This window comes from Micromonospora mirobrigensis (assembly GCF_900091555.1).
Lineage (GTDB): Bacteria > Actinomycetota > Actinomycetes > Mycobacteriales > Micromonosporaceae > Micromonospora > Micromonospora mirobrigensis.
The window spans coordinates 70,518-84,242 of sequence record NZ_FMCX01000008.1 but is presented as its reverse complement, the minus strand read 5'-3'; the positions used below and the strand labels follow the sequence as shown (position 1 = coordinate 84,242).

13 protein-coding genes are annotated in these 13,725 nt (G+C 73.4%); 9 read left to right on the top strand and 4 right to left on the bottom strand.

All coding sequences use genetic code 11. The annotated features are described in order from the left end of the window. The first annotated feature begins 13 nt into the window (after positions 1-13). From GA0070564_RS23785 to GA0070564_RS23770, 4 genes are read left to right on the top strand one after another with little or no spacing between them, the layout of a single operon-like run. Positions 14-739 (top strand): ABC transporter ATP-binding protein, encoded by a 726-nt coding sequence (locus GA0070564_RS23785; RefSeq protein WP_091613074.1) that lies wholly within the window; start codon positions 14-16, stop codon positions 737-739. Then, positions 739-1,467, top strand: coding sequence for an ABC transporter permease (locus GA0070564_RS23780; protein ID WP_091613070.1), 729 nt, complete (start codon positions 739-741; stop codon positions 1,465-1,467). The genes GA0070564_RS23785 and GA0070564_RS23780 overlap by 1 nt, the downstream gene beginning before the upstream one ends. A gap of 20 nt (positions 1,468-1,487) precedes the next feature. Then, positions 1,488-2,594: a sensor histidine kinase gene (locus tag GA0070564_RS23775; protein WP_218104992.1), complete on the top strand. Its 1,107-nt coding sequence runs from the start codon at positions 1,488-1,490 to the stop codon at positions 2,592-2,594. Continuing rightward, complete coding sequence (locus GA0070564_RS23770) at positions 2,591-3,196, top strand: response regulator transcription factor (protein WP_091613062.1); 606 nt, start codon at positions 2,591-2,593, stop codon at positions 3,194-3,196. The genes GA0070564_RS23775 and GA0070564_RS23770 overlap by 4 nt, the downstream gene beginning before the upstream one ends. On the opposite strand, the gene GA0070564_RS23765 is transcribed toward GA0070564_RS23770, so the two are convergent. Then, positions 3,193-3,579 carry an Rv2175c family DNA-binding protein gene (locus GA0070564_RS23765; RefSeq protein ID WP_091613057.1) on the bottom strand — a complete coding sequence of 129 codons (387 nt, stop codon included), beginning with the start codon at positions 3,577-3,579 and terminating at the stop codon, positions 3,193-3,195. The genes GA0070564_RS23770 and GA0070564_RS23765 overlap by 4 nt on opposite strands. A gap of 142 nt (positions 3,580-3,721) precedes the next feature. Between GA0070564_RS23765 and pknB the strand changes: the two genes are divergently transcribed. Both pknB and GA0070564_RS23755 read left to right on the top strand, forming a co-directional pair. Next, positions 3,722-5,695 (top strand): Stk1 family PASTA domain-containing Ser/Thr kinase, encoded by a 1,974-nt coding sequence (pknB, locus tag GA0070564_RS23760; RefSeq protein ID WP_091613052.1) that lies wholly within the window; start codon positions 3,722-3,724, stop codon positions 5,693-5,695. Next, positions 5,686-6,576: a deoxyribonuclease IV gene (locus GA0070564_RS23755; protein WP_091613048.1), complete on the top strand. Its 891-nt coding sequence runs from the start codon at positions 5,686-5,688 to the stop codon at positions 6,574-6,576. Before pknB ends, GA0070564_RS23755 begins: the two co-directional genes overlap by 10 nt. Before the next feature lie 132 nt (positions 6,577-6,708). Here the strand turns inward: GA0070564_RS23755 and GA0070564_RS23750 are convergent, their stop codons facing one another. After that, positions 6,709-7,728, bottom strand: a complete 1,020-nt coding sequence (locus GA0070564_RS23750) for a threonine aldolase family protein (RefSeq protein ID WP_091613630.1) — start codon at positions 7,726-7,728, stop codon at positions 6,709-6,711. A gap of 31 nt (positions 7,729-7,759) precedes the next feature. Continuing rightward, positions 7,760-9,166, bottom strand: a complete 1,407-nt coding sequence (locus GA0070564_RS23745; RefSeq protein WP_091613044.1) for a class II 3-deoxy-7-phosphoheptulonate synthase — start codon at positions 9,164-9,166, stop codon at positions 7,760-7,762. Between the two features lie 148 nt (positions 9,167-9,314). On the opposite strand from GA0070564_RS23745, the gene GA0070564_RS30000 reads away from it, so the two are divergent. Together GA0070564_RS30000 and GA0070564_RS23735 are read left to right on the top strand one after the other, a co-directional pair. Next, positions 9,315-10,235 carry a lytic polysaccharide monooxygenase gene (locus tag GA0070564_RS30000; protein ID WP_091613040.1) on the top strand — a complete coding sequence of 307 codons (921 nt, stop codon included), beginning with the start codon at positions 9,315-9,317 and terminating at the stop codon, positions 10,233-10,235. A gap of 142 nt (positions 10,236-10,377) precedes the next feature. Continuing rightward, positions 10,378-11,343 (top strand): AraC-like ligand-binding domain-containing protein, encoded by a 966-nt coding sequence (locus GA0070564_RS23735; protein WP_218104991.1) that lies wholly within the window; start codon positions 10,378-10,380, stop codon positions 11,341-11,343. A 70-nt stretch (positions 11,344-11,413) separates the two neighbouring features. Here GA0070564_RS23735 and GA0070564_RS23730 read toward each other — a convergent pair whose 3' ends face one another. Beyond that, positions 11,414-13,063, bottom strand: coding sequence for a glycosyl hydrolase family 18 protein (locus GA0070564_RS23730; RefSeq protein ID WP_091613032.1), 1,650 nt, complete (start codon positions 13,061-13,063; stop codon positions 11,414-11,416). A 165-nt stretch (positions 13,064-13,228) separates the two neighbouring features. On the opposite strand from GA0070564_RS23730, the gene GA0070564_RS23725 reads away from it, so the two are divergent. Next, positions 13,229-13,717 carry a glutathione peroxidase gene (locus GA0070564_RS23725; RefSeq protein ID WP_091613029.1) on the top strand — a complete coding sequence of 163 codons (489 nt, stop codon included), beginning with the start codon at positions 13,229-13,231 and terminating at the stop codon, positions 13,715-13,717. Positions 13,718-13,725: the final 8 nt, after the last annotated feature.

Genomic DNA, 13,725 nt, shown 5'->3' with positions numbered 1-13,725 from the left:
TAGCGTCGTCGGCATGGATGACAGCGCTGTTCGTCTCACCCGGGTCGGCCGACGATTCGGATCCGTTCGGGCCGTCGACGATCTCGATCTGACCATCGGTCGGGGCAGCGTGGTGGCCCTGCTCGGCCCCAACGGCGCCGGCAAGACCACTGCGATCTCGCTCATGCTCGGTCTGGCACCGCCCGACACCGGTACGGTCACGCTGTTCGGCGGGACCCCCGACGACGCGGTACGGGCCGGCCGGGTCGGCGCGATGCTGCAGGAAGGCGCGTTCGTCCCCGGTGCGACCGTCCGTGACCTGGTCGAGCTGGCCCGGGCGCTCTACCCGCACCCGCTGGACACCGACCGGGTCCTCACGGTCGCAGGGCTCGCCGGCCTCGCCGGCCGGCGGCTCGACCGGCTCTCCGGCGGCGAGGCGCAGCGGGCCCGGTTCGCGTTCGCCCTGGCCGGCGACCCCGATCTGCTGGTGCTCGACGAGCCGGCCGCCGCGATGGACGTCGCCGCCCGGCGGTCGTTCTGGACCGCGGTCCGCGAGTACGCGGCCGGCGGTCGTACGGTCCTGTTCAGCACCCACCAACTGCACGAGGCGGACGAGTACGCCGACCGGATCGTGGTGCTCGCCGCCGGCCGGGTGGTGGCCGACGGCACACCCGCGCAGATCCGCGCTCAGGCCGGCGTGCGGGACGCGAGCTCCCTCGACCAGGCCTTCCTCACCCTGACCACCGAGAAGGATCACTGATGCGCGCCTACCTACGATTCGAACTGCGCCGGCTCGTCCGCGACCCTCGGCTGGCGTTCTTCTCGATCATCGGACCCGTCACCACGTACGTGATCTTCTCGGGCTGGTCCGCCGGCGACCGCCTGGAGGGCCTCGGCGCGCCGGTCGCGGTCATGATCGGCCTGGCCGGTTACGGCGCCGTCGCCGGTGTCCTCATGGTCGGCGCGGCGGTGGCGCAGGAACGCGCGGCCGGCTGGCTGCACCAACTCCGCGTGACCCCGCTGCCGCCCGGCGGAGTGGTCGCCGTGAAGGCGCTGACCGGCAGTCTCACCGCGATCCCGCCGGTGATCGCCGTCGGGGCCGCCGCGTCGATCCAGCACCACGTCCAGCTGCCGGCCGGCCGGTGGATCGGCCTGCTGCTGCTGATGTGGGTCGGCACCGTGCCGTTCACCCTGCTGGGTCTCGCCATCGGCTACGGCCTGGCCCCACAGGTCGCGGTGCCGGTCAACTTCCTGGTGTTCCTCGTCCTGTCGGTGCTCGGCGGCCTGCTGGCGCCCACCGCGTACTTCCCTGGCGTGCTGCGCGACCTGGCGCACGCGCTGCCGACCTACCGGTACGCCGAACTGGGCTGGCGCTCCGCCGCCGGGCACCCGCCCAGCGTGTCGGGGCTGGCCGTGCTGGTGGCGTGGACCGCGCTCTTCGCGGTCGTCGCGACCTGGGCGTACCGGCGCTCGACCGCCGGGCGCTGACGGCCGATACGGTGGCGATCGTGTCCGGTGACCGGAGTAGGCGGCGGCGCGGCCTGGTGCTCGTGGCCGCGCACACCGCATGGTTGTGGCTGCTGCTGCCGGCCGCCCGGGCGGGCGCTCGGGAGCCGGTGGCCGCGGCCGGGCTGGGTGTCTTCGTGCTGCTCTACCTGCTGTTGGTGGCGGTGCCGGTCGTCGACCTACCGGTCTCGTCGAGGCTGCACCACGCGGGCCTGGCTCTGCACGCCCTGCTCGGCACAGCGCTCGCCGCGGCGTTCACCGGAGTGTCGGACGGTGGGCTGATCGTTCTTCTGTACGTGTGCTCCGCCGGTGCGGTCGGGCTGACCCGCCCCGCTGCGGCGTTCGGGTGGACCGGCGGCAGCGTCGCCGCCGTGCTGGTGATCGGGGCCGTGCACCGGTCGCCAGCCGGCGACGTCGTCCCCACCGCCCTGATCACCGCGCTCGCCGGCGCGTCGACCATCGGCTTCGTCCGGTTGGCGCGCCTCGTCGAGGAGCTCCGCCGCACCCAGCAGGAGCTGGCCCGGACGGTCGTCGAACGGGAGCGGCTGCGCTTCGCCCAGGACCTGCACGATCTGCTCGGTCACACGCTCTCGCTGATCGTGGTCAAGGCGGAGGTGGTCCGCCGCCTCGCTCCGGCCGATCCGGCCCGGGCGGCGACGGAGGCGGCCGACATCGAACGGATCGGCCGCACCGCGCTCGGCGAGGTGCGCGAGGCCGTCACCGGGTATCGCGAGCAGGGTTTCGGCCGGGAGCTGGCGAATGCCCGCACCGTCCTCGACACCGTCGGGATAGCGGTCACGGTGCGGGGCAGCGGGCACCCGCTGAGCGTCGAGGCCGACGAGGCCTTCCGCTGGGTGCTGCGCGAGGGGGTGACGAACGTGCTGCGCCACAGCGGTGCCACCCGGTGCGAGATCACGGTCGCCGGTGACGAGGCAGGAGCCGTGCTGACCGTTCGCGACAACGGCGTCGGAGGCCGCCCGGAACCCGGCAACGGCCTGCGCGGTCTCGCCGAACGGCTGGAACGGGCCGGCGGCTCAATCGGGTTCGGCCGACCACCGGGCGGCGGCCTCGAACTCACCGCACGCCTTCCCGCACCGGTGCCGACATGATTCGGCTGCTGCTCGCCGAGGACCAGGGCATGATGCGCGGCGCCCTGGCCCTGCTGCTCGATCTGGAGCCCGACATCGAGGTGGTGGCCGAGGCGGGCACCACCGCCGAGGCGCTCGCGGCCGCCCTGCGCACCTGCCCCGACGTGGCCCTGCTCGACATCGAGATGCCCGACGGCAGCGGCCTCGACACCGCCGCCGAGCTGCGGAATCGACTGCCCGGGTGCCGCGTGCTGATCCTCACCACGTTCGGCCGGCCCGGCTACCTGCGCCGGGCCATGGAGGCGGGAGCGGCCGGCTTCCTGGTCAAGGACGGCCCCGTCGAGGAGCTGGCGGTGGCCGTCCGCCGCGTCCTCGCCGGTGATCGGGTGATCGACCCGGCCCTCGCGGCGGCCGCGCTGTCGGCCGGCCCGAACCCGCTCACCGACCGCGAGCGCGATGTGCTCGCGGCCGGTAGGGACGGCGCGACGGTCGCGGACATCGCCGCCCGTCTGCGCCTGTCCGAGAGCACCGTGCGCAACTACCTGTCATCCGCGATCGGCAAGACCGGCACCCGTAACCGGATCGAGGCGGCGCACCGGGCCCGACTCCACGGCTGGCTCTAGAAGCCGAGGGCCTGGGCGCGGCGCTTGACCTCCCGGGCGTGGTCCCCGCCGAGGGTCGCGGCGCCGGTGCCACCGGAGAGGGTGTCGTCGGGCTGATAGAGCCAGCGCAGCGCCGCCTCGTCGTCGTAGCCGGCGTCGGTGAGCAGGGTCAGCACGCCGGGCAGGTGCTTGAGCACCGTCTTGTTGGCCACCAGGTCGGCCGGGATCCGGCGCACGCCGTCGCGCCGGACGGCAAGCAGCTCACGGTCGCGGATCATCTGGTGCACCTTGCTGATCGACACGTCGAGGCGCTCGGCGACGTCGGGCAGGGTGAGCCAGTCGGCCGGGTCGGTCGGGCCGGCGAGGTCGGTGCCGGGAGCCTGGTCGGCGAAGGAATCGGTCACCCGAACACCCTGCCACGTCCCGCCGGCCCGGGCGCAGCGGCACCCCCGTGGCCTCGGTGAGCGCGCCGGGACATGCCGACCGGGCCCCCGGCTGTAGCATCCTGTTCAACCTTCACCCTCCGGACACATAGACTGCCTGCCGATGGACACACAGGTCGCCGACACGTTGCTGGGCTCGCTGATCGACGGGCGTTACCGCATTCGCGGTCGCGTCGCGCGTGGCGGCATGGCGACCGTGTACACCGCCACCGACGAGCGCCTGGAGCGCACCGTGGCGGTCAAGATCATTCACCCGACCCAGGCCCCGGAGCAGCGGTCCCAGCTGGCCGGCTTCGTGGCCCGGTTCACCGACGAGGCCAAGACGATCGCCCGGCTGACCCACCCGAACGTGGTCGCCGTCTACGACCAGGGCACCCACGGCGGGCTGCCGTACCTGGTCATGGAGTACGTCCGCGGCCGCACCCTGCGCGACGTGCTGGCCGAGCGGCGCCGGCTCAACCCGGACGAGGCTCTGGCGATCACCGAGCAGATGCTCTCCGCGCTGGCCGCCGCGCACCGGGCCGGCCTGGTCCACCGCGACGTCAAGCCGGAGAACGTGCTGGTCGCCGAGGCGCCCACCGGCGGGCCGGCCAACCTGGTCGACAGCGTGGTCAAGGTCGCCGACTTCGGGCTGGCCCGGGCCGTGGAGGCCAGCGAGGAGAACGGCAACCAGCTGATGGCGACCGTCGCTTACGTGGCGCCGGAGCTGGTCACCGAGGGCCGGGCGGACGCGCGTACCGACGTCTACTCCGCCGGCATCGTGCTGTTCGAGATGCTCACCGGTCGGGTGCCGTACGACGGGGACCGGCCGGTGGACGTGGCCTGGCAGCACGTCGACAAGGACGTGCCGGCGCCGTCGACGCTGGTGCCGGGGCTGCCGCGTGGGCTCGACGAGCTGGTGGCCCGGGCCACCCGGCGCGACCCGGGGGCCCGGCCGGCCGACGCGGGCGCCCTGCTGGCCGAGGCGCAGGTCGTCCGGGAGGACCTCGGCAAGCCGGACAACACCCACACGACGGTCCTTCGGCGGGTGACCGACGGGCCGCAGCCGGTGGCCGAGCCGACCATGGTGGTGGCCGCGGTGCAGCCGGCGCAGCGTCCGTCGTGGGCCAGGCTGCCCGAGACCGCGGCCCAGCCGCACCGGCGGCGGGCGGCGGCACCGGCCGAGGCGTCCGGTGGCCTCACCGCGCTGCGCGGCCGGTTCGGCGGCGGGCAGGGTCGGCTCGGCATCGCCGCCGTCGTGGTGGTGTTCGGGCTGGTCGCCGCGCTGGCCGGCTGGTGGTTCGGGGTGGGCCGCTACACCGTCGCCCCGGAGCTGGTGAGCCTGAGCAAGGCCGACGCGGAGGCGCAGGCCGCCCGGGCCGGCTTCAACATCGACTACGGCGAGCCCCGGTACGACGAGAAGGCCCCCCGGGACCGGGTCGTCGGGCAGAGCCCGGCCTCCGCGGCCCGGATCGTCAAGGGCGGCACGATCACCCTCGTCCTCTCCCTCGGCCCGGAGCGCTTCCCCCTGCCGGACGTGGTCGGCAAGGACTACGAGCTGGCCGTGGGCGACCTGAAGAACCTGAAGCTGGCGGTGGTCAAGGGCCCCGCCCGGTACGACGACAACCTGCCCAAGGGCGTGGTGGTGGCCACCAGCCCCAAGGCCAACGCCCAGGTCAAGCCGGGCACCAGGATCACCGTGGTGGTGAGCCGGGGCCGCGCGCCGATCACCGTGCCGCAGCTCGTGGGCAAGAACGTCGGCGAGGCGCGGGCGGCGCTGGCCCAGCTGGGCCTGGTGCCGGTCGAGACGTACAAGGACTCCGACAAGCCCAAGGACGAGATCCTCGGGCAGAGCCCGGCCGACGGCGCCGGGGTGGAGAAGGGCGCCCAGGTCAAGCTGGAGGTCAGCAAGGGCCCGGCCGCGGTGGTCGTGCCCCGGGTGGTCGACCTGCCCTGCCCGCAGGCGCAGCAGCAGTTGCAGGGGCTCGGCTTCGGAGTGAACGTGCAGTTCAACCCGAACGGCATCGTCCGGTTCCAGAACCCGGGCGAGAACGCGCAGGTCCCGCCGGGCACCCAGGTGACCATCGGATGTCTGTGACCACGACCGGTCCGGTCGTACCGGCCGCGCGCCGGGCGGTCGGCTCGCACACGCCGACCTCCGGCGGGCTGGCCCGGGCGGCCCTGCCGTACCTCGACGCGGCCGGCTCCCGGGTGGTGCAGGTGTACGTGTCGAACTCGCGGGGCTGGGCGCTGCCGCCGGGCGACCCGGCGCAGGACGTCCTGTTCCGGGACGGCTGCGGCGAGCGTGGCGTACCGGTCTACATCCACGCGTCCCTGCTGGTGAACCTCGGCTCCCCCACCGGCGACACCGTGCGGCGGTCGGCGGAGACGCTGGCGCACGCGCTGGGCCGGGGCGCCGCGATCGGCGCGGCCGGAGTGGTCTTCCACGCCGGCAGCGCGGTGGACGCCGGGCACGCCGAGGCGGCGATGCGGCAGCTACGCGAGACGTTGCTGCCACTGCTGGACGCCGCCGACGCGGCGGGCGGCCCGATGCTGCTGGTGGAGCCGAGCGCCGGCGGGGGCCGGTCGCTGGCCTCCCGGGTGGAGCAGCTGGGCCCCTACCTGGACGCGGTGGACCGGCACCCGATGCTCGGGGTCTGCTTCGACACCTGCCACGCCTGGGCCGCCGGGCACGACCTGGCCGCCGAGGGCGGGATGACCGCGACGTTGGACACCCTGGTGGCGACGGTCGGGCCGGGCCGGCTGAAGCTGGTGCACGCCAACGACTCGAAGGACCTGTGCGGCTCGACCCGGGACCGGCACGAGAACATCGGCAAGGGCAGCATCGGCGAGCCCGCCTTCGCGGAACTGATGCGCCACCCCGCCACCGAAGGCGTACCGATCGTGGTGGAGACCCCCACCGAGAAGCACGAGGGCCACGGCACCGACATCGCCACCCTCAACCGCCTCCACCCCTGACCACCCCACCCCCGGACCCGCCCCTGCGGACCCACCGGGTTGATCATGAAGTTGGCGTCGGAAAAGAGATCATTCACGCCGCCAACTTCATGATCAACGCATCGAGCGGGGGCCTGGCAGGGCCCCGGGGGGTCAGGCGCGGAGGGTGCGGGTGAGGGATTCGGTAGCGCGGGTGACCGCGTCGTCGGTGAGGTCCAGGTGGGTGACCAGGCGGGCGGTACGCGGGCCGAGCACCGAGACCAGGACGCCCTCGGCGCGGGCGGCCGCCGCGAACTGCCTCGCGTCGAGCGGGTGCTTGGTCAGGTCCAGCGGGACGATGTTGGTCCGGACCGGATTGGCGAGCACCCCGAACGGGGCGACCGCCTCGGCCAGCCGGGCCGCCCGGGCGTGATCCTCGGCGAGCCGCTGCACGTGGTGGGCCAGGGCGTACCGGCCGGCGGCGGCGAGCACGCCGACCTGCCGCATCCCGCCCCCCATCCGCTTGCGCAGGAACCGGGCCCGGGCGATCTTCTCCGCGCTGCCGATCACCAGGGAGCCGACCGGGGCGCCGAGCCCCTTGGAGAGGCAGACCGACAGGGTGTCGAAGAGCCGGCCGTACTCGCGCAGCGGCACCCCGTCGGCGACGTGCGCGTGCCAGATCCGGGCGCCGTCGCAGTGCAGGGCCAGGCCGTGCTCGTCGGCGACCTCCCGCAGCCGGCGCAGGGTGGGCAGCGGGATCACCCCGCCGCCGCCGCGGTTGTGGGTCTGCTCCACCGCGATCGCCCGGGTCGGCACCGCGAAGTAGCCGTCCGGGCGAATCATCGCCGCCACCAGGTCCGGGTCGATCTCCGCGCCGACGGCCGGCCAGGTCCGCGAGGAGATCCCACCGTACGCGGCCGCGGCGCCCACCTCGTACGTGACGACGTGCGCGTCGGCGTCGCAGAGCAGTTCGTCGCCGACGGGCACCACCAGCTGGAGGGCGATCTGGTTGGCCATCGAGCCGGTCGGGGCGAACAGCGCCGCCTCGTGGCCGAAGAGCTCGGCGACCTCGGCCTCCAGCGCGGCGACGGTGGGGTCCTCCCCGTAGACGTCGTCACCGACCTCGGCGGTGGCCATCGCCTCCCGCATGCCGGCCGTGGGCCGGGTCACCGTGTCCGAACGCAGGTCGATCAGGTCGGTCACTGTCATCCCCTCACTCCTCGCGTCAGCCACGGAGCATCTCCGCCACGAGGAAGGCCAGCTCCAGCGACTGCTGGGTGTTCAGCCGCGGGTCGCAGGCGGTCTCGTACCGGTCGGGCAGGTCGAGGTCCTCGATGCCCTGGGCGCCGCCGAGGCACTCGGTGACGTCCTCACCGGTCAGCTCGACATGCAGGCCACCCGGGTGGGTCTCCAGGCCGCGGTGCACCTCGAAGTAGCCGAGCACCTCGTCGACGATCCGGTCGAAGTGCCGGGTCTTGTAGCCGTTGGAGGACTCGTGGGTGTTGCCGTGCATCGGGTCGCACTGCCAGACGACCTTGGCGCCGGCGGCGGTGACCTTGGCGACGATCGGCGGCAGCGCGTCGCGTACCCGGTGGTTGCCCATCCGGCTGATCAGGGTGAGCCGGCCGGGGACGTTTTCCGGGTTGAGCTTCTCGCAGAGCTCGATCGCCTCGTCCGGGCTGGTGGTCGGGCCGAGCTTCACGCCGATCGGGTTGGCGATCCGGGAGATGTAGTCGATGTGCGCGCCGTCGATCTGCCGGGTCCGCTCACCGATCCAGAGGAAGTGCCCGGACAGGCCGTACGCCCGCCGGTCGGAGACCCGGGTGAGCGCCCGGTCGTACTCCAGGGCGAGCGCCTCGTGCGAGCAGTAGAGGGTGACCGTGCGCAGCGCCTCCTCCTCGGTCATCCCGCAGGCCCGGATGAAGGCCAGCGCCCGGTCGATCTCCCGGGCGATCGCCTCGTAGCGCTCGCCGGCCGGGGAGTTCTTGACGAAGCCCTTGTTCCAGTCGTGCACGGCGTGCAGGTCGGCCAGCCCACCGCCCAGGTACGCCCGGAGCATGTTCATCGCGGCGGCCGAGTTCGCGTACGCCCGGATCATGCGCTGCGGGTCGGCGGCCCGCGCCTGCGGCGTGGCCTCGAGCCCGTTGATCATGTCGCCGCGGTACGCCGGCAGCCCGCGCGCGTCGGTCGGCAGCGACCGGGGCTTGGTGTACTGCCCGGCGACCCGGGCGACCTTGACCACCGGCAGCGAGGCGCCGTAGGTGAGCACGATCGCCATCTGGAGCAGGGTGCGGGCGTTGGCCAGCAGGTGGCTCTCGGTGTTGTCGGCGAACGTCTCGGCGCAGTCACCGCCCTGGAGCAGGAAGGCCTTGCCCTCGCAGACCATGGCGAGCTTCCGCCGCAGCTGGTCCACCTCGTAGGGGGCGACGACCGAGGGGACGGTGTCGAGCACCTTGCAGACCTCGGCGACGGCGGCCGGCTCCGGCCACGGTGGGGTCTGCTCGCGGGGCAGCTCCCGCCACCGGTCCAGCCCGAGGGCGGCGTCCTCGGCGGAGTCGACGGTCGGTCGGCTGGTCTGCAGTCCCGGGCTGCCCACCGCGGGGTGACTCAACTGGTGCCACTCATGGCGCATGGGAGAAAGCGTACGGCGACCGGCCGGGTGACCCGACGTCGAGGGGGACGGTTCCGGCAGTTGGGAGCGGATCGCGGCGACCTCTTGCCGGGACCGGCTCCGTACCCGACACTCTTTAGTAAAGTTTGTTAACTGTAAGGAGGGATCGATGGATCGCAGACGTTGGATACCGGCCGTCGCGGTGGTCGGCGTGGCGCCCGCGCTGCTCAGTCTCACCCTGGTCGGGCGGGCCGGGGCGCACGGTTCCATGCAGTCCCCGGTCAGCCGCACGTACGCCTGCTTCCTGGAGGGCCCCGAGTCGCCCGACTCGGACGCCTGCCGCGCCGCCGTGGCGACCGGCGGCACCCAGGCGCTCTACGACTGGAACGAGGTCAACATCGCCGATGCCGCCGGACGGCACCGGCAGCTCATCCCCGACGGCCGGCTGTGCAGTGCCAACCGGGACAAGTACCGCGGCTTCGACCTGGCCCGCGCCGACTGGCCGGCCACCGCGCTCCCCTCGGGCGGGACCTGGACCTTCGCCTACCGCGCCACCGCGCCGCACCGGGGCACCTTCGAGCTGTACGTCACCCGGGACGGCTACTCCCCCACCCGGCCGCTGGCCTGGGCCGACCTGGAGCTGTTCCACACCGCCACCGACCCGGCGCCGACCGACGGGGCGTACCGGATGACGGCCCGGCTACCGCAGCGCACCGGCCGGCACCTGATCTACTCCATCTGGCAGCGCTCGGACAGCCCGGAGGCCTTCTACACCTGCTCCGACGTGACGTTCGGCGGCACACCCACCGGCTCCCCGTCCCCGACGCCGACCACCACCACCTCCCCCGGCCCGTCCCCGACCCCGACCCCGACCGGCACGCCGTCGCCGACCCCCACGCCCCCCGGCCCGTCGCCGACCCCCACCACGCCCGGCCCGTCGCCGAGCGCGCCGGCCTGGCAGCCGAACACCGGGTACGCCCTGGGCGCCCTGGTCAGCTACGCCGGGCGCACCTGGCAGTGCCGCCAGGCGCACACCTCGCTGACCGGTTGGGAGCCCCCCAACGTCCCCGCCCTCTGGCTCGCCCGCTGACCCGTCCGGCTCCGCCCCGTCGGATGCCTGGGTGCGGAAGCACCCGTCGCGACGGCGGGGCGGCGGCTGGCTACTCTGCCCCCGAGGGTGGGCATCCGGCCCCCCGTCGGGGAGGTGACCGGTCATCCTTGCCGTGGCGTCGGTGGACACCGGGCGGCTTCCCCATGCCGAACGGTTCGACTTCTGGCAGGACCTGGTCGCCCGCGAGTCGGCGCCGGCCCGGATCACCAGCGAGCACGCCGACGACTTCGCGGCCTCGGCACGCGCGGTCGACCTCGGGGTGGTCCGGCTGGGCGCCTGGCACTACCCGTCCCTGACCCTGGCGCGTACGCCGAGGATGATCCGCAGCTCCGACCCGGAGCTGTACCAGCTCGCCCTGCCCCTGTCCGGGCACGGCGTCGTGTCGCAGGAACGCCGGGCCGGCCCACTCGGTCCCCCCGGCTTCGCCCTCATCGACACCGTCCGGCCGCACGGCTCCACGCACCGGCCCGACGGTGGCGAGCGGGCGCCGGTGCACACGATCACCGCGCTGGTCCCGCACGACGCGCTGCCGCTGCCCGCGCGGCGGATGGACGCGCTGCTGGCCGCCGCCATCCCGGCCGACACCGGGTTGGCGGCGCTGCTGGCCCACTTCCTGCGGCAGGTCGTCGAGCATCCCGAGCAGTACGTCGCCTCCGACGCCCCGCGGCTCGACCGCATCGCACTGGACCTGATCGCCGGTACCCTGGCCGATCGGCTGGACGTCGAGGGTGAGCTGCCGGCAGAGGTCCGGATCAGCGGCCTGCGCAGCCGGGTGGAGGCGTTCGTCCGGCGACACCTGGCCGATCCGGAGCTGACCCCGACCACCGTGGCGACGGCCCACCACCTGTCGGTGCGGTCCCTGCACCGGCTCTTCGCGGGCACCGGCACGACCGTCGCCGCCCTGATCCGCACCGGCCGGCTGGAACACTGCCACCGCGACCTGGCCGACCCGCGACTCGCCCATCTCCCGGTGCACCGGATCGGCGCGCGCTGGGGCCTGCGCGACCCCGCCCACTTCAGCCGGGCCTTCCGGACGGCGTACGGGATCTCGCCGCGGGAGCACCGCGAACGGGCCGTGCGGGGGTGACCGGGCACGCGGACGGGGAGGGGCCGGCCGGCCCCTCCCCGTCGGGTGGGATGGTGCGTCGGCGCTCGGCTCAGCCGAGGCCACCCCGGATGGCGCCGATCAGCTCACCGTTGCCCGTGTCGCCGGAGAGCTCCCAGAAGAACGCGCCACCGAGTCCCTGGTTCTTCGCGTACGTCATCTTGCCGGTGATGGTGGCGGGGGTGTCGTAGCTCCACCAGTTGCTGCCGCACCTCGCGTACGCCGTGCCGCCGACCGTGTTCGTGGCCGGGCAGGTGTTCTTGAGGACCTTGTAGTCCTCGATGCCGGTCTCGTAGGTGCCCGGCGCACCGCCGGTGGCGCTGCCGCCGGGCGCGTCCTGGGTGACGCCGGTCCAGCCCCGACCGTAGAAGCCGATGCCGAGCAGCAGCTTGTCGGACGGCACGCCCTTGGACTTGAGCTTCTGGATCGCCGCGTCGGACCAGAAACCCTGCTGCGGAATGCCGGGGTACGAGTAGAGCGGCGAGTGCGGGGCGGTCGGCCCCTGGGCGTTGAACGCGCCGAAGTAGTCGTAGGTCATCGGCATCAGCCAGTTGAGGTTGGCCGCCGCTCCGGCGTAGTCGGTGGCGTCGATCTTGCCGCCGGTGCTGCCGTCGGCGGTGATCGCCGCGGTGACCAGGGCGTTGGCGCCGAACCTGGCGCGCAGCGCGCCGACGACGTTCTTGAAGGCGTTCGGCCCGCTGCCGTCGCACTGGAGGCCGCAGGCGTTCGGGTACTCCCAGTCGACGTCGATACCGTCGAAGACGTCCGCCCAGCGCGGGTCCTTGACCAGCGCGTAGCAGGAGTCGGCGAACGCCGCCGGGTTCTGCGCGGCCTGGGTGAAGCCGGCCGACCAGGTCCAGCCGCCGAAGGACCAGATCACCTTGAGGTTGGGGTACATCTTCTTGAGCTTGCGGAGCTGGTTGAAGCTGCCGCGCAACGGCTGGTCCCAGGTGTCGGCGACGCCGTCGACGCTGTCCGCCGCGGTGTACGCCCTGTCGTAGTCGGCGTAGCTGTCCCCGATGCTGCATCGGCCGCCGGTGGTGTTGCCGAAGGCGTACAGGATGTGGGTCAGCTTGGCGGCCGACCCGCTGGTGTGGATGTTCTTGACGTGGTAGTTGCGGCCGTAGACGCCCCACTCGGCGAAGTAGCCGACCACCTTCTTGCCCCCGCTCGGCGGCGGCGTGGTCGGCGTGGACGTCGGCGACACCGTCGGGGACACGGTCGGCGAGGGCGTCGGGGAGACGGTCGGCGAGGGCGTCGGGGAGACGGTCGGCGAGACCGTCGGCGACGGGATGGCGCCGCCGGCGCAGGACGCGCCGTTGATGGTGCAGTTCAGCGGCGCCTTGTACGGGCCGGTGCCGTTGTAGCCCCAGCTGAAGCTGGCGCCCGGGGCGAGCGGGCCGGCCCAGCTCTTCTTCACCGCGACGTAGTGGTTGCCGCTGCTGGTGACGTCGGCGTCCCAGAAGCTGCTGATGGTGGTGCCGGCCGGCAGGTCGAACTCGATGCGCCAGTTGTCCACACCGGCGCTGGTGCCGTTGCCGACCGTCACCCTGGCCTCGTGGCCGGTCCCCCAGTCCTGCGCCTTGGTGAACGTGGCGGTCACGGTGCCGGCGGCCGAGGCGGTGGCCACCGGCACCGCCGCGATCGCCATCGCGACCGCGGCGCCACCGGCCCAGAGGGCCCGGCGGAGCGATCTCTTCATGGCGCCTCCCCTAACTGTTAGGAAACTTTCCAGAATGGTTGCTGAGACGCTACTCACGCCGTCATGACTTCGTCAAGATGTGCATGCATCGATTTCTTCGGCCTCGCCGAGCCGGGTCGGGACGGTCACCGCCGGCCCCGGGCGGCGGGCGCGTAGCCTCGCCTCATGACCGTCTTCGACATCGAGATCGGGGCCCTCGCCGGTGGCCCCGCCGACCTCGGGCAGTACCGCGGCCGGGCCCTGCTGGTGGTCAACGTCGCCTCGCGCTGCGGCCTCACCCCCCAGTACGCCGGCCTCCAGGCCCTCGCCGACTCCTACGCCGACCGTGGGCTGACCGTGCTGGGCGTGCCGTGCAACCAGTTCGCCGGTCAGGAGCCCGGCACCGCCGCCGAGATCTCCGAGTTCTGCGAGGTCAACTACGGGGTGACCTTCCCGCTGACGGAGAAGGTCGACGTCAACGGCCCCGACCGGCACCCGCTCTACGCCGCGTTGGTCGGCACCCCGGACGCCGAGGGGCACACCGGTGACGTGCGGTGGAACTTCGAGAAGTTCCTGGTCGCCCCGGACGGCACGGTCGCCGCCCGGTTCGCCCCCACCGTCACGCCCGACTCCGCCGAGCTGCGCGCCGCGATCGAGAAGGTCCTGCCGGCCTGACCGTCGGC